The organism is Rhodanobacter sp. UC4443_H10 (genome assembly GCF_052978325.1).
Window position 1 is genome coordinate 1,523,059 of record NZ_CM129668.1, and the last position, 17,750, is coordinate 1,540,808.

The following is a 17,750-nucleotide window of genomic DNA, read 5'->3' on the forward strand; positions in this document are numbered from 1 at the left end:
TGTCGAGGGTGGTGCGAAACGAGCCGCGAGCGCGGAGGCGGAAGCAGTGCGGCCACTTCCGGCCCCCGCCGCCGCCACTAGAACAGCTCCACCTCACCCTTTATCGGATCGTTTGCCAAACGCTTGAGGTAACCGCTCTCGCCGGCCACCAGCGCCACGTCGTCGCTGCGCCGGAGCAGGCGCACGCGGGCGCGGCCGCTGTGCGGGAAGAACTGCACCTGGCGCGGGAACACGTCGCCGAGATCCGACGCCACCAGCTCCAGGTTCTCCGCCGCGATGTAGCGGCGCACGAACTCGATGTTGCGCTGGCCCACGTCGCTCATGCGCGCCAGCACGCGGCCGCCGCCGAATACCTTCACGCGCAGGTCGGCGCGCTGGCCGCCGGCCTTGAGGATCGCGTTGATCAGCTGCTCCATCGCGTCCGAGCCGTAGCGCGCCGCGCGGCCCACGGTGGAGGACCAGTTGTCGCGCTCGCCGACCGGTTCGGGCAGCATGAAATGGTTCATGCCGCCGATGCCGCGGCGCACGTCGTGGATGCAGGCGGAGACGCACGAGCCCAGCACGGTGCTGAGCATTTCTTCCTGGTCGCTGACGTAGAACTCGCCGGGCAGCACCTTGACCGTCATGCAGCCCTGCGCCGGGTCCCAGAAGCGCCGCAGGTGCTCGAAGCCCGGCGGTGCCGCCGAAATCGCGGGCGCCTTGCGTCGATCGGCCAGCTGCACGTCCATCAACCGCGTTTCCGGTAGACCGTGCGGCCGATCAGTTCGAAATCCTCGCTGATGCCGTGCAGCGACTCGCTGTGGCCCAGGAACAGGTAGCCGCCGACCGGCAACAGCTCCGCGTAGCGACGGAACAGGCGCTGCTTGGTCGGCTGGTCGAAATAGATCACCACGTTGCGGCAGAAGATCGCGTCGAACGGGCCCTTCATCGGCCATTCGTGCAGCAGGTTCAACGGCTGGATCGTGACCAGCTCGCGCAGCGTCGGATGCACGCTGGCGAGGCCTTCGTACTCGCCCGAGCCGCGCAGCATCCAGCGGCGGCGATGGGCGTCGCTGATGCCGCCGAGGCGGTCCAGCGGATAGACGCCGCGGCGCGCGGTTTCCAGTGCCTGCGGCGAGAGGTCGGTGGCGAGGATCTTCGCGTCCACGCCGCTGGCGCCGTGCTGCTCGATCGCCTCGGCCAGCACCATCGCCAGCGCGTAGGGCTCCTCGCCGGTGGAGCAGCCCGCCGACCAGATGCGCAGGCGCTCGCCGCTGCGACGCTTGTCTTCCAGCCAGCGCGGCAGCAGCTCGGCAACCAGCAGGTCGTAGTGGTGCACCTCGCGGAAGAACGAGGTCACATTGGTGCTGATGACGCTGGCCAGTTCGCCCAGTTCGCTTTGCGGATCGCGCTGCAGCAGCTCGCAATAGCTGCTGAACTGCTGCAGGCCAAGCGCGCGCAGGCGACGGAACAGTCGCCCCTGCACCAGTTGCCGCTTGTGCTCGCCCAGCGAGATGCCGCAATGGGTGTAGACGAACTTGCGCAGGAACTCGAACTCGCTGTCGCCCAGGCGCGGACCGCCGGCGACCTCGGCGACGGGCATGTCGACCGTCGCGTTCATGCTCAGAACTCCTTCCACGCACCAGCCGCGGCGGCGTCCGCCTCGGCCATCGCGCGTGCCGGCTGCGCCTTGCGCACGGCGGCCAATACCGCGGCAGTCTCCACCGCGGCGGCGGCCGCGACCGGCGCCTTGGCCGGCGCCGCCTGGCCGCTTTCGGCGACCTGGAAGAACGCCACCTGGCGTGCCAGTTCGTCGGCCTGCTCGTGCATCGCGCGGGCAGCGGCCGAGGCTTCCTCGACCAGCGCGGCGTTCTGCTGGGTCATCTCGTCCATCTGCATCACGGCGTTGTTGACCTGGTCGATGCCGGCGGACTGCTCATGGCTGGCCGCGGCGATCTCGGCCACGATGTCGGTGACTTTCTTCACGCTGTCGACGATCTCGGCCAGCGCCTTGCCTGACTGGTTGACCAGCTCGGAACCGGTACGCACCTTCTCCTCGCTGTCGCTGATCAGGCCCTTGATCTCCTTTGCAGCGCCGGCGCTGCGCTGGGCCAGGCTGCGCACCTCGGTGGCCACCACGGCGAAGCCGCGGCCCTGCTCGCCGGCGCGCGCCGCTTCCACCGCCGCGTTGAGCGCCAGCAGGTTGGTCTGGAAGGCGATCTCCTGGATCAGCCCCACGATGTCGCCGATCTTGCGGCTGGAGGCGTCGATCTCGGTCATCGCCGCGATCGCCTTGCCGGCCACTTCACCGCCGCGTTCGGCCTGTTCGCGCGCGCCACGGGCGAGCTGGTTGGCGTGGCTGGCGTTCTCCGCGTTCTGCTTCACGGTGGAGGTCATCTCCTCCATCGACGAGGCGGTTTCCTCCAGGCTGGAGGCCTGTTCCTGCGTGCGCTGGCTGAGGTCGTCGTTGCCGCGGGCGATCTGCTGCGCGGCCGTGCTCACCGCATCCGAGCCAAGCCGCACTTCGCCCACGATCTCGCTGAGGTGCTGGTCCATGTTGCGGAAGGCGAGCAGCAGGCGACCGAACTCGTCCTTGCGGTTCACGCGGATGTCATGGCCCAGCTTGCCCTCGCCGATCTGGTCGGCGATCTTCACCGCATGGTGCAAGGCGCCGGTGATCGAGCGGATCAGCCGCACCGCCACGAACAGCGCCAGCAGCAGGCCGGCGATCAGTGCCGCCAGCGTGGTGGTCTGCACGAAGCGGTAGCGCTTGACCTGCGACTGGTAGATGTCACGCACTTCGTCGCTCTGCGCGGTGACCAGCTTGTCCAGTGCGTCCTGGCGCATCATCAGCAACGGGCGCAGCTGCATGTCCATCATGTCGGCGGTGCCGGTGTCGCTGGAATTGAGGCCGTCGTAGATCTCCTTCAGCGCATCGCTGTAATCCCCCGTGGTGTCGTTGTAGTCCTTGTATTTCTTGGCGACCTCCGGGCTCAGATGAATGGCGGCCAGTTGCTTGTTGACCGCCGCGATATCCTTCTGGATCTGCTCGGACTCGGCGACCTTCTGTTTCACCTGGTTGGGCTTGTCGATCGCGCCGGCGGCCTCGCCCAGCACGATGAAATTCAGCAGCGACTTGGCGCGCAGCTGGCCCATCAGGCTGGCCGGCACCATCGCCTCCTCGTAACTCGTGCGCATGCCCTCGTTCTGCCAGGACATCACGCCCAGGCCGATCGCCGCACCGGCCACCAGCATCGCGCCGAGCAGCGCGAACACGCCGATCAGGCGCGCCTTGACGGTTAGGGTGGGCACCTTGGCGAAACGTGCCAGCACTTTCTTGATCTTCATGAGCATTCCCCGATTCAGGCGGCAACTTCGACTTCGCGGACATGCGGCAGCGCCGCGTCCAGGGTTTCCACGTCTTCCGGACGCATCAGCTTGTCCACGTCCAGCAGCATCACCATGCGTTCGACATGGGTGGCCAGACCTTTCAGGTAGCGGGTGTCCACGACGGCGCCCATGTCGGGCACCGGCTTGATCGCGGACGGGTCGATGTCGACCACGTCGGAAACGGCATCCACCACGATGCCGAACAACCGCTCGGCGACCGCCACGATGATCACCACCGTGCTGTCGCCATAGCTCTCGCGCTCCAGGCCGAAGCGCAGGCGCAGGTCCATGATCGGCACGATCGCGCCGCGCAGGTTGAGCACGCCGAGCAGGTGGTCGGGCGTCTGCGGGATGCGCGTCACGCGCGACCAGCCGCGGATCTCGCGCACCGACAGGATGTCGACGCCGTACTCCTCGCCCGCCAGGTTGAACGTCAGCTGCTGCACCGTCGGTGCCGCGCCATCGGTGTTCTCGTGCATGAGCCTGCTACCTCGTGATGGGCGATTGCGGTCGCCGTGCCGCCATCACCTGTGTCGGCACGGCGACAGGAAACTTGAGCGGAAAGGGGACGCGGCCGCTGCTGCCGCGCCGTGCGGAAGACGGGCGCGGTCCCGCCATCGGGCGGCCGCTGGCAGGCAAGCGCCCGGGGAGGACCGCGAAACGGAGAATCAGAACTCGGTCCAGGCGCCGGCGGCCGCCGCGCGCCGCGGCGCCGGCTCGGCAGCACGAGCCACCGCCTTGCGCGGCAGCTCCACCACGCGTGCCGATTCCGGCGCCGCGACGGGCGCTTGCGCATCGGACGGTGCGCCGCCGAGCTGGAAGAACCTCATCTGCCGCTGCAGTTCCAGCGCCTGTTCCTGCATCGCCCGCGCGGCGGCGGCGGCCTCCTCGACCAGCGCCGCGTTCTGCTGGGTGACCTCGTCCATCTGCATCACGGCGCGGTTGACCTGGTCGATGCCGGCGGACTGCTCGTGGCTGGCCGCGGCGATCTCGGCAACGATGTCGGTGACTTTCTTGACGCTCTCCACGATGCCGGTCAGCGCCGCACCGGACTGGTCGACCAGCGCGCTGCCGGCCTGCACCCGCTGCACGCTTTCGTTGATCAGCCCCTTGATCTCCTTCGCCGCCGCCGCGCTGCGCTGGGACAGGCTGCGCACCTCGCTGGCCACCACGGCGAAGCCGCGGCCCTGCTCGCCGGCACGCGCGGCTTCCACCGCGGCGTTGAGCGACAGCAGGTTGGTCTGGAACGCGATCTCGTCGATCAGCCCCACGATGTCGGCGATCTTGCGGCTGGAGGCATTGATCTCGTCCATCGCCGCCACCGCCTGCGCGGCCACCTCGCCGCCGCGCTCGGCCTGCTCGCGCGCGCCGCTGGCAAGCTGGTTGGCGTAGCTGGCGTTCTCGGCGTTCTGCTTCACGGTGGAGGTCATCTCCTCCATCGAGGCGGCGGTTTCCTCCAGGCTGGAGGCCTGCTCCTGCGTGCGCTGGCTGAGGTCGTCGTTGCCCTTGGCGATCTGCTGCGCTGCGCTGCTCACCGCCTCCGAGCCATGTTGCACTTCGCCCACGATGCCGGTCAGTCGGTCGCGCATGCGGGCCAATTCGGCCAGCAGGCTGCCGGCGGCAAACGTCTTGCCACCGTCGTCCTTGCCCAGGTCGCCGTTGGCGATGCGCGTGGCCATGGCCACCGCGAAACCCGGCTCGCCGCCGATGCTGCGACGGATGCTGCGCATCGACAGCCACACCAGCGCAATCACCAGCAATGCCACCAGCCCAGCTTCGGCCAGACTCGCCTCCAGCGTGTGGCGGAACTGGGTGTCGATGTCATCGAAATAGGCGCCGGCGCCGAAGTGCATGCCCCACGGCTGATAGCGCTCGGAGTAGGTCACCTTGCCCACGACCTGCTTGGTGCTCGGCTTGAGCCAGTCGTAGTAGGTCAGCCCGCCGCCGTCCTTCATGTCGATGGCATGCATCGCCTGGAAGATCGCCTTGCCGTTCTGGTCGGTCATGTCGCGCACGCTGGTGCCGAGCTTGTCCAGCATCACCGGGTGCGAGGTCAACGTGTACTTGTCGTCGAATGCGAAGACGTAGCCGGCACCCTTGTTCCATTGCATGTCGTGGATCTGGGCGAACGCGCGCTTCTGCGCCTCCGCCTCGCTGAACTCGCCCTTGCCCGCGCGCTCGTGGAACGCGGCAGCCACCGACACGGCCGACTCGATCTGGCTGCGCAACAGGCTTTCGAGTCCGTCCATCTGGCTGGCACGTTTCTGTACCGCGTTCAACATGGTGAGGCCGAACAGCCCCAGCACGACCACCGACATCACCAGCACCAGCCGTGCGTTCAGGCTGAGCCGATCAAAGAAACCGCGTATCGCCGACAACATCTCGAACACCTCGAAGAGAAGGCCCGCCGGCCACCATGACCGCGCGGGGCGGCGCGCAGAGGCGCCGTAACACTCGCCGGCGAACGCATCCGGGTTCGTCGTCGCCATTCTTGAAGGACGCTTGCAGGCGCCGTCGTGGCATGCACGTTCAGGCCGCCGCCTTGCCGCGCTGCCCCAACCGCACCACGCCACACACATCCACGATCAGCGCCACCGAACCATCACTGAGGATGGTGGCGCCCGAAATGCCCTGCACGCGCTGGTAATGCGCCTCCAGCGACTTCACCACCGCCTGTTGCTGGCCGAGCAGGTCGTCCACCAGCAGGCCCACGCGGCGACCCTCTTCCTCGACCACCACCACGATGCCGCGCTCGATCTCGGTGATCGCCGCGTTGCAGCCGAACGCGCGGTGCAGGCGCATGATCGGCAGGTACTCGTTGCGGAAATGGAATACCTCGCCGCCGCCGGCGATCTTGCGCACCATCTCCGGGCGCAGCCGCAGCGACTCGACGATGGAGATCAGCGGCACGATGTAGCGCTCCTCGCCCACCGCGGTGACCAGGCCGTCGATGATGGCCAGCGTGAGCGGCAGGGCGATGGTGAACACGCTGCCCTTGCCGCTCTGGCTGCGCACGCCGACGCTGCCGCCGAGGTCGCGCACGTTGCGTCGCACGACATCCATGCCCACGCCGCGGCCGGACAGGTCGGTGGCCTGCGCGGCGGTGGAGAAGCCCGGCTGGAAGATCAGCTCGGCCACTTCGGCATCGTCCACTTCCTGGCCGGGGCGGATCAGGCCGCGCTGCTCGGCCTTGGCCACGATGGCGGCGCGGTTGAGGCCGGCGCCGTCGTCGCTGATCTGCACCACGATGTTGCCGCCTTCGTGGTAGGCGTCCAGCCGCAAGGTGCCGGTTTCGTTCTTGCCGGCGGCGCGGCGCTGCTCCGGCGATTCCAGGCCGTGGTCGATCGCATTGCGCACCAGATGCACCAGCGGATCGCCGATCTTTTCCAGTACCGTCTTGTCCAGCTCGGTGTGCTCGCCGTGCAGTTCCAGCTTCACCTGCTTGCCGAGCTTGCGCTCGAGGTCGCGCACCAGCCGCGGGAAGCGGTTGAACACCGAACCGATCGGCAGCATGCGGATGCGCATCACGCTCTCCTGCAGCTCGCGCGTGTTGCGCTCCAGCTGCAGCAGGCCCTCGCGCAGGCGTTCGAGCTGCGAGAGGTGGAAATGTTCGCCGATGTCGCTGAGCATCGACTGGGTGATCACCAGCTCGCCCATCATGTTGATCAGCGCATCGACCTTGTCGATGCCGACGCGGATCGAGCTGCCCTCGCTGCTCGCGGCCGCCGTTTCGCGAACCGGGCGCGGCGCGCTGGCGGGCGCGGGGCTGGCGACGGGGGCGGCGGGGGCGGCGACCGGTGGCGCGACGAGGGTCGGCGCGACCGCAACGGGCGCAACGGGCGCAACGGGCGCAACAGACGCGGCGGCGATCGGCTCGATCGTCAGCTCGCAGTCGCCCTCGACCCAGTCGAACACCGCGGCCACGTCGGCGCGCGCCACGGCACCATGCAGGCGCAATTCCCAGGCCAGCCAGCACTGGCCCGGATCGAGTTCGGCCAGTTGCGTCGGCGCCGCGTCGACCACGAAGGCGCGGCACACGTCGAGCTGTCCCAGCTGCTGCAGTTCGCGGAACAGGCGCAGCGGATCGTTGCCGGTCTGCAACAGGTGCGGCAAGGCCACGAAGCGGATCGCCCAGCCGTCCACGCTCGCTGCCGCGGGGGTCGTCGCGGCCGGCGCGGGGGCCGCCTCGCCGCTGACCAGGCGCACCAGTTCGCCGCGCAGCGCCTCGCTGTCGGCGTCGGCCGCGGGCAGGCCGTGGCTGGTGTGGTCGAGCATCGCGCGCAGGCAATCCACCGAGCGCAGCAGCAGGTCGATCAGTTCGCCGTCCACGCCGCGACGTTCGCTGCGCACTTCCTCCAGCAACGATTCGGCCACGTGGGTAAACGCAGCCACCTCGGCAAAGCCGAACGTGGCCGCGCCGCCCTTGATCGAGTGCGCGGCACGGAAGATGGTGTGCACCAGCTCATGGTCGGTCGAGCCCGAATCCAGCGCGAGCAACGCCGCTTCCATGGCGTCCAGCCCTTCCAGGCTTTCCTCGAAGAAGGTCTTGTGGAACTGGGTCAGGTCGACGGCGCCCATCGGTATTCCTTCAGCCGAGCACGCGCTTGACGGTGGCCAGCAGCTGTTCCGGGTCGAACGGCTTGACCAGCCAGCCGGTGGCGCCGGCGGCCTTGCCTTCCATTTTTTTCTCGGTGTGCGACTCGGTGGTCAGCATCAGGATCGGCACGCCCTTGTACGCATCCAGCGCGCGCAGCTGGCGCACCATCGCGATGCCATCCATCACCGGCATGTTGACGTCCGCCAGCACCAGCTCGAACGCGTTGCCGCGGGCGGCGTCCAGCGCCAGCTGGCCGTTCTCCGCTTCGGTCACCTCGTGGCCGGCGCCACGCAGGGTGAAGGCCACCATGCCCCGCATCGAGGCCGAATCGTCTACCGCGAGAATCTTTGCCATGCTGCCACCTCGTGTCAGGCCGACGTTGCCGTCGGCAGGTTCAATGACTGTTCCAGCCCGAGCAGGGCCGCGGCCTCGTGCAGGACCTCGTTGGTGCCGCGCCAGGCCAGCGCGCCGCCGTTGTGTTCCAGCTCGCGCCGGAACAGCACCAGCAACTGCAACGCCGCGGTGTCGACGCGCTCGAGCGCCTGCGCGTCGATCACGATGTCGCCGTGTTGCAGCACCTGCTGCAGTTGTTCCTTCAGCGCCATCTGCGCGGCCAGCCGGCAGTCCGCCGGCAGGCAGACCACCGCGGCCCCGTCGGCCGCCGCCGGTGGCTGCTTGTTCTTCGCTGCCCGCTTGCCGCCCATTTCGATGACTCCGTTCGCGCCGTTGTGCGCCGACGCCTGCTCTATCGGCCGCCGGGCGGTTCGCTTTAGGGAGTCTCGAATAACTGCCCTCTTGCCGTCATTCCCGCGAAAGCGGGAATGACGGCAGCCCGGGTTCTCCCGGGTTTCCCTGCCGGCGCCGGCAGGCGTCGCGCGCCCAAACGGCACGCTCAAGTATTCCCGCAAGCGGCCGATGACCTTCGCGACCGCCGCCTTTCCCATCCGCGCCAGGCGCAGGAACTTACGCTTGAACATTCCACCGATCAGCCTCGCCGCGCTTACCTGGGCTGGCGCCGCCTCCGGCACCACTGCCCAGAGCTGGCGCATCGGCACGGTGCTGGCGGCGCGCCCGCTGGGCGTGAACCCGCAGGGCCTGCTGGTGTTGCAGATCGGCGCGCTCACGGTGGAGGCGGACGTGTCGCACAGCCAGCTGCCGGCACAGTTCCAGGTGCGTGTGCTGAGCCTGGGCGCGCAGCCGCAACTGGAGGTGCTCAGCCAGGCGGCCGACCCCACTTTCCAGCGCATGCTGCGCGAACGCCTGCCGCAGCAAAACGGCTACACGCCGCTGCTTTCCACGCTCTCCGCGCTGGCCCAGCGGCCGGCGCTGCGCCAATTGCCGGCCGACGTGCGCACCGCGCTGGCGGTGCTGGAGCAGGCGCTGCGCACGCCGGCGGAAATCACCCGCGGCGACGGCCTGCGCGAGGCGATCCGGCGCAGCGGCCTGTTCTTCGAATCACGACTGCTGCAACCGCGCCCCGGCCAGCCGATGCCGCCCGCCGACGACTGGAAAGGCGCCTTGCTGCGCCTGGCCAGCCTGCTCGACCGGCGTGCGCCGGCGCCGCCGCCATCGGATCGCGGCGACGCCGCGCCACCCTTGCTGCAGCGCGCACTGCAGTCGCAGCCGCGCCTGCCGCTGCCGTTGCCGGCGCTGACCGGCGATGACGACGTGGCCCAGTTGCTGCGCCGCCTGCACGGCGACGTGAAGGCCGCGCTGGCACGCATCGAAGTGGCGCAGCTCGATGCCAGCGCCCATCCCGCCTCGGCCTGGATCATCGAGGTGCCGCTGCTGGGCAAGGACGGCCACGACGTGCTGCAGATCAAGCTGGAGTTCGGCACCGACGGCGCCGAGGGCAGCAAGGGCTGGACACTGGGTTTCGCGCTGGACCTGCCCCCGCTGGGCCCGGTGCAGGGCGAGCTGCAATTGAACGAGCCGCGGCTGTCGGTGCGACTGTGGGCCGAGCGCATCGAGACTGCGCAGAAACTGGAGCGCCAGTTCACCCCGCTGCGCCAGCGCCTGGCCGCCTGCGGCGTGCTGCTCGACCAGCTGAGCTGCCAGGTCGGCATACCGCACCCGCCAGGCAGCAGTGCCCTGCTGCTGAAGGCCACCGCATGAACGATCAGCCGCCACCGAAGCGGGTCAGCCTGCGCCTGGCCGGTGCCAGCGAGGAAACCGCGCCGATGTCGCCGCAGTCGCTGGAACTGCTGCTGGCGCGCGCCCGCGAGATGGGCGTGCCGCTGCACCACGACGCGCAGATCGCCGCCCTGCTGGCCACGTTGCGCCTGCGCGACGACATCCCCGTGCAGCTCTACGCCGCCGCCGCCTCGGTGCTGGCGACGATCTACGACGCGGCGGAGGAGTAGGCGCGAGGCGCGCCGGCCGACCCGGAAACGGCAGGAGCCCGCTTGCGGGCGATGCCTTTGGCCGGGAATCGGGAATCGCGAAAACAAAAGCATCGCCCGCAAGCGGGCTCCTGCGGGAGCGCGACACCGGCGCGCTGATTCCAGCCGACGTCAGGAACCGGCCGGATGCATCTGCATTACCAGCCGCGCCTCGTCGCGCGACAGGCCGCAGCGGCTTACCAGCTGGTCGAGGTCGGCGCCTTCGCGGGCCAGTTGCTGGGCCAGCTCGTAGGACTGGCGGGTGGGCGGCGGTTGCTGCTCGGCGTGGCGGATCTGCCGCTCGACGCGGCCAAGCGCGGCAACCAGCATCGAGGTCGGCACGTCGGTGAAGCCGTGGGCGGCGTCGTGCGCTATCCGCTCGATGCGCTGTTGCAGTCGCCGCGACTGGCGCCAGAGGCCCAGCAAGGCCACCGATTGCGCCAGCGCGAGCACCAGCAGCGTCCCGATCCCGATCTCAAGCCACATGGCCCGCTTCTCCCCCCAGTCGACACAACCGACATACATCAAGCAGGGCCACGAATCCACCCTGCCATGACAGTACACCGGTGACCGGATCGTCGCGGCGGCTGGCGCGGCCCGGTGGCGGGGGTTCGATCTCGATGCCGTCGCTGTGCAGCAGCTCGCCGACCGCGCCCACGCGCAGGCCGACCAGGTGTTCGGCGTGGGCCAGCATCACGATGCGCACGCTGGCCGGATCGAGCGGCGCGCTCGCCACGCCCATGCGGCGCTGGCCATCGAGCACCGGCACGATGCGTCCGCGCAGGTGGCGCACGCCGAGCACGTCGGCGGCGGCACCGGGCACGGGGGTGATGTCGCCGTCGCGGATCACCTCGTTCACCGCCTCCAGGGGCGCGGCATAGAGCTGCGCGCCGATGCGGAACGTGAGCCAGTGCCCGGCGGCAGCGGCGGGTGCGCGGGCGGGCGCGTTCATGGGCAGGGTCCGGCAAGGTTGAACAGAGGCATGGCGCTCACCGATCCGGGCTCAGGTTGCGCGCGACCGGATGCGGCGCATCGGCCGGCACGGCGGGCGGGACCGCGGCAGGCAGCGGGTCGGCGGGATGGACGGCGATCACCGCGGGCACGACCGGCAGCAGGCCTGCCCCGCTGGCCGCAGCGGGTGCAGGCGCGGGTGCGGCAGCATTCGCGACAGGCGCCGCGGCCGGGCCGGCCAGCTCGCTCCATCGCTGCGCATCGAGCTGCTGGCGCGGCTCGCCCGTGCGCTCGTTCATCACCACCACCAGCACGCGACGGTTCTGGTTGCGGCCTTCGGCGGTGTCGTTGGTGGCCAGCGGACGCACCTCGCCCCAGCCGATGATGCCCAGCCGGTCGGGTGCCACGCCCGTCATCGCGAACAAGCGCGCCACGCTGGCCGCGCGCGCGGCGGAGAGCTCCCAGTTGGACGGATATTGCGCGGTGCTGATCGGCACGTTGTCGGTGAAGCCTTCCACGCGCAACGCGTTGGGGAAGCGGGCCAGGATGCCGGCCAGGTTCTCCAGCACCGCGTTGGCCGAGGTGGAAAGCTGTGCCACGCCGCTGGGGAACAGGATGTCGGTGCGGATCTCGATCTCCAGCCAGTTCGGCGTGTGGCGCACCACCACCAGCTTGCGGTCGATCAGCGGCTGCAGTGCCTTGCGTACCTGGTTCTCGATGTCGTGCATGCTTTGCGCGCCGCCGCGTCCCGGCGCCGGCGGGCGCTGCAGCGGCAACGGCAGCGTCACCGGGTTGCTGCGGTTGACGGAATGGCGGATCGGCACGGCCGCGGCCGGCTGGCGCTGGCCTTCCGACGCGGGCGGCGGCGCGATCACCTGGCTGTTGCCGTTGAAGGCCTGCAGCAGCGATTCGGACATCACGCGGAACTTGCCCTCGTTGACCACCGACACCGCGTACATCACCACGAAGAAGGCCAGCAGCAGGGTCATCAGATCGGCATAGGGGATCGCCCACGCCTCGTGGTTCTGGTGCTCTTCGTGGCGATGCCGCCTCACGCGACGTAACCCTGCAGGCGCGCTTCGATCTGGCGCGGGTTGTCGCCCTGGGCGATCGAGACCAGGCCTTCGACCAGGATCTCGCGCATCTGCGACTGCTTGCCCACCAGGCTCTTCAGCCTTGCGGCCATCGGCAGCATGAACAGGTTGGCCAGCGCCACGCCGTAGATCGTCGCCACGAAGGCCGCGGCGATGCCGTGGCCGAGCTTGCTCGGATCTGCCAGGTTCTGCATCACCGCCATCAGGCCCATCACCGCGCCGATGATGCCCAGCGTGGGCGAGTAGATGCCGGCGTTCTCGTAGACCTTGGCGCCGGCCAGGTCGATCGCCTCGCGCGTGTCCATGTCCACTTCCAGCACGCTGCGGATGGTGTCCGGCTCGCCGCCGTCGACCAGCAGTTGCAGGCCCTTGCTGACAAACGGGTCGCTCTCGGACTCGATCTGCGGCTCCAGCCCGAGCAGGCCCTGGCGGCGCGAGATTTCGCTCCAGCCCACGATGCGGCTGATCAGGTCGCGCGGCTCGTGCCGCGGCGGCCGGTAGATCAGTTTCATCATCTTCAGCGCGTGTTTCATCACCGCGCCCTGGTTCTGCACCAGCAGCGCGGCCAGCGTGCCGAAGAACACGATCACGAACGCGGCCGGGTTCCACAGCGCTTCCACGGTGGAGCCCTTGAGCACGGTGCCCATCACGATCACCACGAAGCCCAGGATGGTGCCGATGATGCTGATTCTGTCCATGCGGTCAGACTTCCTTCTGCAGCGAGGCGGAACAGCTGTCGGCCGCGGCGACCAGGCCCGCCAGGTCCATCACCAGCGCCAGCCGTCCGTCGCCGGTGACGGTGGCGCCGGCGATGCCCGAGGCGTCGGCGAACAGCGGGCCGAGCGGCTTGACGATGACGTCCTCGCGCCCGCGCACCTCGTGCACCAGGCAGCCGAGGCGCTGGTGGCCGATGTGCAGCACCACCACGTGGCGGCCGGCACCGGCATCGGTGCCCACCCAGCGCGCGAGATCGGTCAGCGGCAGCGCGCGGCCGCGGTGCTCGGCGACCAGGCGGCCGTCCAGCTCGCGATCCTGGCCGTCGGCCAGTTCGAACACTTCCTGCACGTTGCCCAGCGGCAGCGCCAGCAGGCGGTCGGCCACGCGCACCATCAGCACGCGCAGCACGGCGAGGGTCAGCGGCACGGTCAGTTCCAGCTCGCTGCCGTGGCCCAGCCGCGACTGCACGCGCAAGGTGCCGCCCAGCTCGGCCACGCGGGTCTTGACCACGTCCATGCCGACGCCGCGGCCGGAGATGTCCGACACCGCCGCGGCGGTGCTGAAGCCGGGGCGGAAGATCAGTTCATAGCACTCGGCGTCGCTCAGGCGGGCGGCCTGGGCATTGTCCAGCAGGCCCTTCTCGACCGCCTTGCGGCGCAGGATGTCCGGGTCCATGCCGTGGCCGTCGTCGCTGACCGCGATCACGATGCGCTCGCCGCGCTGACTGGCGGAAAGCACGATGCGGCCCTTGCGCGGCTTGCCGTTGCACTCGCGTTCGTCCGGCATTTCCACGCCGTGGTCGAGTGCGTTGCGCAGCAGGTGGATCAGCGGGTCGGCCAGCGCTTCGACCAGGCTGCGGTCGAGGTCGGTGCCCTCGCCTTCCAGCACCAGTTCGACCTCCTTGCCGAGCTGGCGCGCGAGGTCGCGCACGATTCGCGGGAAGCGCTGGAACAGGCGTCCGACCGGCTGCATGCGCATGCCCATCGCCGCGCCCTGCAACGCGTCGGTGACGCGATCGAGTTCGCCGGCGGTGGTGGCCAGCGATTCGTCGCCGAGGCGCGCGGCCAGGCTGAGCAGGCGGTTGCGCAGCAGCACCAGTTCGCCGGCGTGGTTGACCAGCAGGTCGAGTCGCGCGGTGTCCACCCGCACCGAGTGATCCGCCGCCGCGGCCGGACGCGCCGGGGCGGCGTTCGCCGACGGCGCGGTCGTTGCGGGCGACGGTGCAGGTGAAGGTGAAGGTGCGGCAGGCTGGCCCGGCTTGCCGTGCAGGCTGTCGAGCAGGGCCTCGAACTCGTCGTCGTCGATGCCGGCCGGCGGCGCGGCGGGAAGCGGGGCCGGCGCGACGGTGCCGGGGGCGGCGGTGCCGTACAAGGTGTCCAGCAGCGCCTCGAATTCGTTGTCGTCGATGGCGCCGGCTTCGGCAGGCGCCGCGGCCGGCGGCGGCGCGGCCACCGGTGCCGGCGCCGCGGCGTGCGGCGTGAGCGCCTGCAGCAGGGCCGGCGGCGGCATCGCCATCGCGCCGCCGTCGCTCACCGCGGCCATCATGTCGTTGAGCAGGTCCAGCGCCTGCAGCAGGCCGTCCATGTGGGCGGCGTCCAGCGCGAGCTTGCCGTTGCGCGCCTCGTTGAGCAGGTCCTCGGCGTGGTGGCACAGCAGCACCATCGGCTCCAGCGCGAGGAAACCGGCGCCGCCCTTGACGGTGTGGAACGCGCGAAACACGGCGTTGAGCAGCTCGCTGTCGCGCGGCGACGTCTCCAGCGCCACCAGTTGCTCGCCGAGCCGCTGCAGCAACTCCCCGGCCTCGACCAGGAAATCCTGGCGCAGCTCGAGGTCGAATGCCGTGTCCATCGAGGCCATGTCCTCAGAACCCGAATTCGCTGAGCAGGCGATCGGCCTCCTCCTGGCTGGAAACCTTGGCCACGCTGGCCGGCACCTCGCTGCCTGCCAGCGCGCCGGTGAGGCGCACCAGTTCCAGCAGGGTCGACTCGACCGAACCGATGAAGTTGTCGACCTTCTTGATGCGTTGCCCGGTGAGGTCCTGCCACGACTGCGCCACCACCAGTTCGGCCAGCCCTTCGCGGCAGCCGTCGGCAAACATCACCGACTCGCGCGCCAGCACTGAAGCCGGCTCGTTGTCCTGCGACCACTTGAGCATTTCGGCGGCGTTGATGGTCAGCGCCTCGGCCTGCGGGCGCATGCGTTCGGCGAAGTCGATGGTGCGATGCGCGGCGTTCGCGCTCATCTCCAGCGCGTCCTGCAGGTAGCGGCGCGCATCGGCGGCATTGCCGGGGAAACCGTCCTGCGCCAGGTCGCTGCCCAGCCGGCGCACGGCGTCGTGCAGGTCGCGCGCAAGCTGGCCGAGTGCACGGAACATGTGCTGCTCGCGCTGGCGCACGATGGCGTCCAGCGCCTGTTCGAACTCGGCGCCGTCCGGGCTGTTCAGCAGCGCGCGCAGTTCGGTCGGCAGGTTCTCGTCCATCGCGAGGGCGGGTGCGGCGCTCATGCCGTCACCCCGCCGGCGGCGATGCGCTCGAAGATCTTGGTGAGTTTTTCCTTCAGCGTGACCGCGGTGAACGGCTTGACGATGTAGCCGTTCACGCCGGCCTGGGCGGCGGCGATGATCTGGTCGCGGTTGTTCTCGGCGGTGACCATCAGCACCGGCAGACCCTTCAGCGACGCTTCGGCGCGGATCGCCTTGAGCAGGTCGATGCCGGTCATGTTGGGCATGTTCCAGTCGGTGACCACCAGGTCGAACGGCTGGCTGCGCAGCATCGCGATCGCGTTCTCGCCGTCGTCGGCCTCCTGGATCAGCGGGTTGCTGAAACCCAGCTCCACCAGCAGGTTCCTGACGATGCGCCGCATGGTGGAGAAGTCGTCCACCACCAGGATTTTCATGTTCTTGTCCAACGCTTCTCTCCACATGGGCCGTCAGGCGGCCCCTTGGTTTTGGTCCGTCCGGCCGCGGTCAGCCGCGCCAGCCGGAAAGTCGTGCGCGCAACCGGAGCACCGCCTGCCCGTGGATCTGGCAGACGCGCGACTCGCTCACGCCGAGCACCGCGCCGATCTCCTTCAGGTTCAGCTCCTGTTCGTAGTACAGCGACATCACCAGCTGCTCGCGGTCGGGCAGGCCGCTGATCGCCTCGGCCAGGTCCTCACGCATGCCCTCGCGCTCGATGTTCTCCGACGGCCCGAGGCTGCCCTCGTCGGCCACGTCCATCACGCCGCCCTCGTCGCCGTCGTCCGACCCGGTGAGGCTGAGCAGCCGCACGCAGGCGGCATCGGCCAGCACCTGGTGGTATTCCTCGGCGCTGATGCCCAGCCGCCGCATCACCTCCTTCTCGTCCGCCTCCGCACCCGTCTCGACCTCGATCTGGCGGATCACCTCCGCCACCTCGCGGGTCTTGCGATGGACCGAGCGCGGCGCCCAGTCGGTGCGTCGCAGCTCGTCCAGCATCGCGCCACGGATGCGGATGCCCGCATACGTTTCGAAGCTCGCCCCGCGGTTCTGGGCGAAATTGCGCGACGCTTCCAGCAAACCGATCATTCCCGACTGGATCAGGTCGCCCACGTCCACGCTGGCCGGCAACCGCCCCATCAGGTGATAGGCGATCCGCCGCACCAACGGTGCATGCCGGCGTACCAGTTCGTCGGCACTTTCGCGGGAAACCTGCAGATACTCCGAAGCCACACTCATCTCGGCACCCCATCAGCCGTTGCGTTCCGGCCGCCAAAGAAGGCAATCCGGTCGAACACTGCGCGGTCCGTCTCCGCCCACTTATCGACCAGTTCCGCCAATTTCTTGAATGCCAGCGCCGAATGGCTCGACGGCCACACGTCGACGACGGCACATTGCCTGCGGATGGCCTGGCGCAGACGCTCGTCGTGCGGCACCCATCCACTGAAATCGATCACCACGTCCAGGAAGCGGTCGCTGACCCGCGCCAGCTTCTGGTGCAGCGCGCGCGCATCGCCCTCGTTGCGCACCATGTTGGCCACCATGCGGATGCGCCGCACGCCGAAATCGCGGCTGAGCACCTTGGTCAGGCCGTAGGCGTCGGTCAGCGAGGCGGGCTCGTCGCACACCACCAGGATCACGTCCGAGGCGGCGGCGGCAAACATGGTCACGTTGTCGGACAGGCCGGCAGCGGTGTCCACCAGCAGGAATTCGGGCGGGCGCGCCAGTTCGTCGAACGCGCGGATGATCGCCGCGTGCTCGCCGTTGTCGAGCTGCGCCAGCCGGCGCGCACCGGAGCCGGCCGGCACCACCTGCAGGCCGCGCGCGGCGGGCAGCAGCAGTTCCTCCAGCGTGCACTCGCCGTCGAGCAGGTGGCCGATGTGGCGCGAGGGGGTGAGCCCGAGCATCACGTCGACGTTGGCCAGGCCCATGTCGGCGTCCAGCAGCATCACCTCGCGGCCGGCGATGGACAGTGCCATCGCCAGGTTCACCGCGACCGTGCTCTTGCCCACGCCACCCTTGCCGCCGGCCACCGCGATGGTGCGGCACGGCGGGCGTGCGGGCGCGCCGTTGCCGAACAGGTTGCTGGCCTGGTGACCCGGCGGCAGCGCGGCCGGCGGGGTCGCCGGGCCGGCGGCCATGCCCAGTGTCTGTTGCAGCCCGAAGGCCTGGTCCATTGCAGGTAC

General features: G+C 69.4%; 19 protein-coding genes. 2 read left to right on the plus strand and 17 right to left on the minus strand.

Annotation, left to right across the window (positions count from 1 at the left end; genetic code table 11):
- Positions 1-77: 77 nt before the first annotated feature.
- The 8 genes from cheD to ACVCMB_RS07315 all read right to left on the minus strand — a co-directional run bounded on the left by cheD (position 78) and on the right by ACVCMB_RS07315 (position 8,943).
- On the minus strand, positions 78-728 hold the full coding sequence (cheD, locus tag ACVCMB_RS07280) for a chemoreceptor glutamine deamidase CheD (protein ID WP_395119790.1): 651 nt from the start codon (positions 726-728) through the stop codon (positions 78-80).
- A complete protein-coding gene (locus ACVCMB_RS07285) occupies positions 728-1,600 on the minus strand; it encodes a CheR family methyltransferase (protein WP_395119791.1) in 873 nt (290 codons plus the stop codon). The genes cheD and ACVCMB_RS07285 overlap by 1 nt, the downstream gene beginning before the upstream one ends.
- Positions 1,601-1,602: 2 nt before the next feature.
- Complete coding sequence (locus ACVCMB_RS07290) at positions 1,603-3,327, minus strand: methyl-accepting chemotaxis protein (RefSeq protein WP_447106520.1); 1,725 nt, start codon at positions 3,325-3,327, stop codon at positions 1,603-1,605.
- A gap of 14 nt (positions 3,328-3,341) precedes the next feature.
- The gene (locus ACVCMB_RS07295; RefSeq protein WP_136257424.1) at positions 3,342-3,848 is read right to left on the minus strand and encodes a chemotaxis protein CheW; all 507 of its coding nucleotides are present in this window, start codon (positions 3,846-3,848) and stop codon (positions 3,342-3,344) included.
- 189 nt (positions 3,849-4,037) lie between these two features.
- On the minus strand, positions 4,038-5,750 hold the full coding sequence (locus tag ACVCMB_RS07300) for a methyl-accepting chemotaxis protein (RefSeq protein ID WP_447106521.1): 1,713 nt from the start codon (positions 5,748-5,750) through the stop codon (positions 4,038-4,040).
- 148 nt (positions 5,751-5,898) lie between these two features.
- The gene (locus tag ACVCMB_RS07305; protein WP_447106522.1) at positions 5,899-7,947 is read right to left on the minus strand and encodes a chemotaxis protein CheA; all 2,049 of its coding nucleotides are present in this window, start codon (positions 7,945-7,947) and stop codon (positions 5,899-5,901) included.
- Between the two features lie 10 nt (positions 7,948-7,957).
- On the minus strand, positions 7,958-8,320 hold the full coding sequence (locus ACVCMB_RS07310) for a response regulator (protein ID WP_136257427.1): 363 nt from the start codon (positions 8,318-8,320) through the stop codon (positions 7,958-7,960).
- A 14-nt stretch (positions 8,321-8,334) separates the two neighbouring features.
- Positions 8,335-8,943 (minus strand): STAS domain-containing protein, encoded by a 609-nt coding sequence (locus tag ACVCMB_RS07315; protein WP_395119795.1) that lies wholly within the window; start codon positions 8,941-8,943, stop codon positions 8,335-8,337.
- On the opposite strand from ACVCMB_RS07315, the gene fliK reads away from it, so the two are divergent.
- Positions 8,936-10,081 carry a flagellar hook-length control protein FliK gene (fliK, locus tag ACVCMB_RS07320; protein WP_395119796.1) on the plus strand — a complete coding sequence of 382 codons (1,146 nt, stop codon included), beginning with the start codon at positions 8,936-8,938 and terminating at the stop codon, positions 10,079-10,081. The genes ACVCMB_RS07315 and fliK overlap by 8 nt on opposite strands.
- Entirely contained in the window at positions 10,078-10,329 is a 252-nt protein-coding gene (locus ACVCMB_RS07325) for an EscU/YscU/HrcU family type III secretion system export apparatus switch protein (RefSeq protein WP_395119797.1), read from the plus strand. The genes fliK and ACVCMB_RS07325 overlap by 4 nt, the downstream gene beginning before the upstream one ends.
- A 150-nt stretch (positions 10,330-10,479) precedes the next feature.
- Here the strand turns inward: ACVCMB_RS07325 and ACVCMB_RS07330 are convergent, their stop codons facing one another.
- The 9 genes from ACVCMB_RS07330 to ACVCMB_RS07370 are packed head-to-tail and all read right to left on the minus strand — an operon-like array spanning position 10,480 to position 17,741.
- Positions 10,480-10,833, minus strand: coding sequence for a DUF2802 domain-containing protein (locus ACVCMB_RS07330; protein ID WP_447106523.1), 354 nt, complete (start codon positions 10,831-10,833; stop codon positions 10,480-10,482).
- On the minus strand, positions 10,823-11,299 hold the full coding sequence (locus ACVCMB_RS07335; protein ID WP_447106524.1) for a chemotaxis protein CheW: 477 nt from the start codon (positions 11,297-11,299) through the stop codon (positions 10,823-10,825). Before ACVCMB_RS07335 ends, ACVCMB_RS07330 begins: the two co-directional genes overlap by 11 nt.
- A gap of 37 nt (positions 11,300-11,336) precedes the next feature.
- On the minus strand, positions 11,337-12,353 hold the full coding sequence (gene motD, locus ACVCMB_RS07340; RefSeq protein WP_447106525.1) for a flagellar motor protein MotD: 1,017 nt from the start codon (positions 12,351-12,353) through the stop codon (positions 11,337-11,339).
- Positions 12,350-13,090 carry a flagellar motor protein gene (locus ACVCMB_RS07345; RefSeq protein WP_395119801.1) on the minus strand — a complete coding sequence of 247 codons (741 nt, stop codon included), beginning with the start codon at positions 13,088-13,090 and terminating at the stop codon, positions 12,350-12,352. The genes motD and ACVCMB_RS07345 overlap by 4 nt, the downstream gene beginning before the upstream one ends.
- A 4-nt stretch (positions 13,091-13,094) precedes the next feature.
- Entirely contained in the window at positions 13,095-14,957 is a 1,863-nt protein-coding gene (locus ACVCMB_RS07350; RefSeq protein WP_447106526.1) for a chemotaxis protein CheA, read from the minus strand.
- A gap of 13 nt (positions 14,958-14,970) precedes the next feature.
- Entirely contained in the window at positions 14,971-15,612 is a 642-nt protein-coding gene (locus ACVCMB_RS07355) for a protein phosphatase CheZ (RefSeq protein ID WP_447106527.1), read from the minus strand.
- The gene (gene cheY / locus ACVCMB_RS07360) at positions 15,609-16,016 is read right to left on the minus strand and encodes a chemotaxis response regulator CheY (RefSeq protein ID WP_136257437.1); all 408 of its coding nucleotides are present in this window, start codon (positions 16,014-16,016) and stop codon (positions 15,609-15,611) included. The genes ACVCMB_RS07355 and cheY overlap by 4 nt, the downstream gene beginning before the upstream one ends.
- Before the next feature lie 58 nt (positions 16,017-16,074).
- Entirely contained in the window at positions 16,075-16,803 is a 729-nt protein-coding gene (locus ACVCMB_RS07365) for an RNA polymerase sigma factor FliA (RefSeq protein WP_447106528.1), read from the minus strand.
- Positions 16,800-17,741, minus strand: a complete 942-nt coding sequence (locus ACVCMB_RS07370) for a MinD/ParA family protein (RefSeq protein ID WP_395119805.1) — start codon at positions 17,739-17,741, stop codon at positions 16,800-16,802. Before ACVCMB_RS07370 ends, ACVCMB_RS07365 begins: the two co-directional genes overlap by 4 nt.
- Between the last annotated feature and the right edge of the window lie 9 nt (positions 17,742-17,750).

Excerpts from the sequence above, each read along its gene's own strand:
- cheD (WP_395119790.1), bottom strand. The coding sequence starts at position 728 with ATGGACGTGCAGCTGGCCGATCGACGCAAGGCGCCCGCGATTTCGGCG.
- ACVCMB_RS07285 (WP_395119791.1), bottom strand. The coding sequence starts at position 1,600 with ATGAACGCGACGGTCGACATGCCCGTCGCCGAGGTCGCCGGCGGTCCG.
- ACVCMB_RS07290 (WP_447106520.1), bottom strand. The coding sequence starts at position 3,327 with ATGAAGATCAAGAAAGTGCTGGCACGTTTCGCCAAGGTGCCCACCCTA.
- ACVCMB_RS07295 (WP_136257424.1), bottom strand. The coding sequence starts at position 3,848 with ATGCACGAGAACACCGATGGCGCGGCACCGACGGTGCAGCAGCTGACG.
- ACVCMB_RS07300 (WP_447106521.1), bottom strand. The coding sequence starts at position 5,750 with ATGTTGTCGGCGATACGCGGTTTCTTTGATCGGCTCAGCCTGAACGCA.
- ACVCMB_RS07305 (WP_447106522.1), bottom strand. The coding sequence starts at position 7,947 with ATGGGCGCCGTCGACCTGACCCAGTTCCACAAGACCTTCTTCGAGGAA.
- ACVCMB_RS07310 (WP_136257427.1), bottom strand. The coding sequence starts at position 8,320 with ATGGCAAAGATTCTCGCGGTAGACGATTCGGCCTCGATGCGGGGCATG.
- ACVCMB_RS07315 (WP_395119795.1), bottom strand. The coding sequence starts at position 8,943 with ATGTTCAAGCGTAAGTTCCTGCGCCTGGCGCGGATGGGAAAGGCGGCG.
- ACVCMB_RS07325 (WP_395119797.1), top strand. The coding sequence starts at position 10,078 with ATGAACGATCAGCCGCCACCGAAGCGGGTCAGCCTGCGCCTGGCCGGT.
- ACVCMB_RS07330 (WP_447106523.1), bottom strand. The coding sequence starts at position 10,833 with ATGTGGCTTGAGATCGGGATCGGGACGCTGCTGGTGCTCGCGCTGGCG.
- ACVCMB_RS07335 (WP_447106524.1), bottom strand. The coding sequence starts at position 11,299 with ATGAACGCGCCCGCCCGCGCACCCGCCGCTGCCGCCGGGCACTGGCTC.
- ACVCMB_RS07345 (WP_395119801.1), bottom strand. The coding sequence starts at position 13,090 with ATGGACAGAATCAGCATCATCGGCACCATCCTGGGCTTCGTGGTGATC.
- ACVCMB_RS07350 (WP_447106526.1), bottom strand. The coding sequence starts at position 14,957 with ATGGACACGGCATTCGACCTCGAGCTGCGCCAGGATTTCCTGGTCGAG.
- ACVCMB_RS07355 (WP_447106527.1), bottom strand. The coding sequence starts at position 15,612 with ATGAGCGCCGCACCCGCCCTCGCGATGGACGAGAACCTGCCGACCGAA.
- ACVCMB_RS07365 (WP_447106528.1), bottom strand. The coding sequence starts at position 16,803 with ATGAGTGTGGCTTCGGAGTATCTGCAGGTTTCCCGCGAAAGTGCCGAC.
- ACVCMB_RS07370 (WP_395119805.1), bottom strand. The coding sequence starts at position 17,741 with ATGGACCAGGCCTTCGGGCTGCAACAGACACTGGGCATGGCCGCCGGC.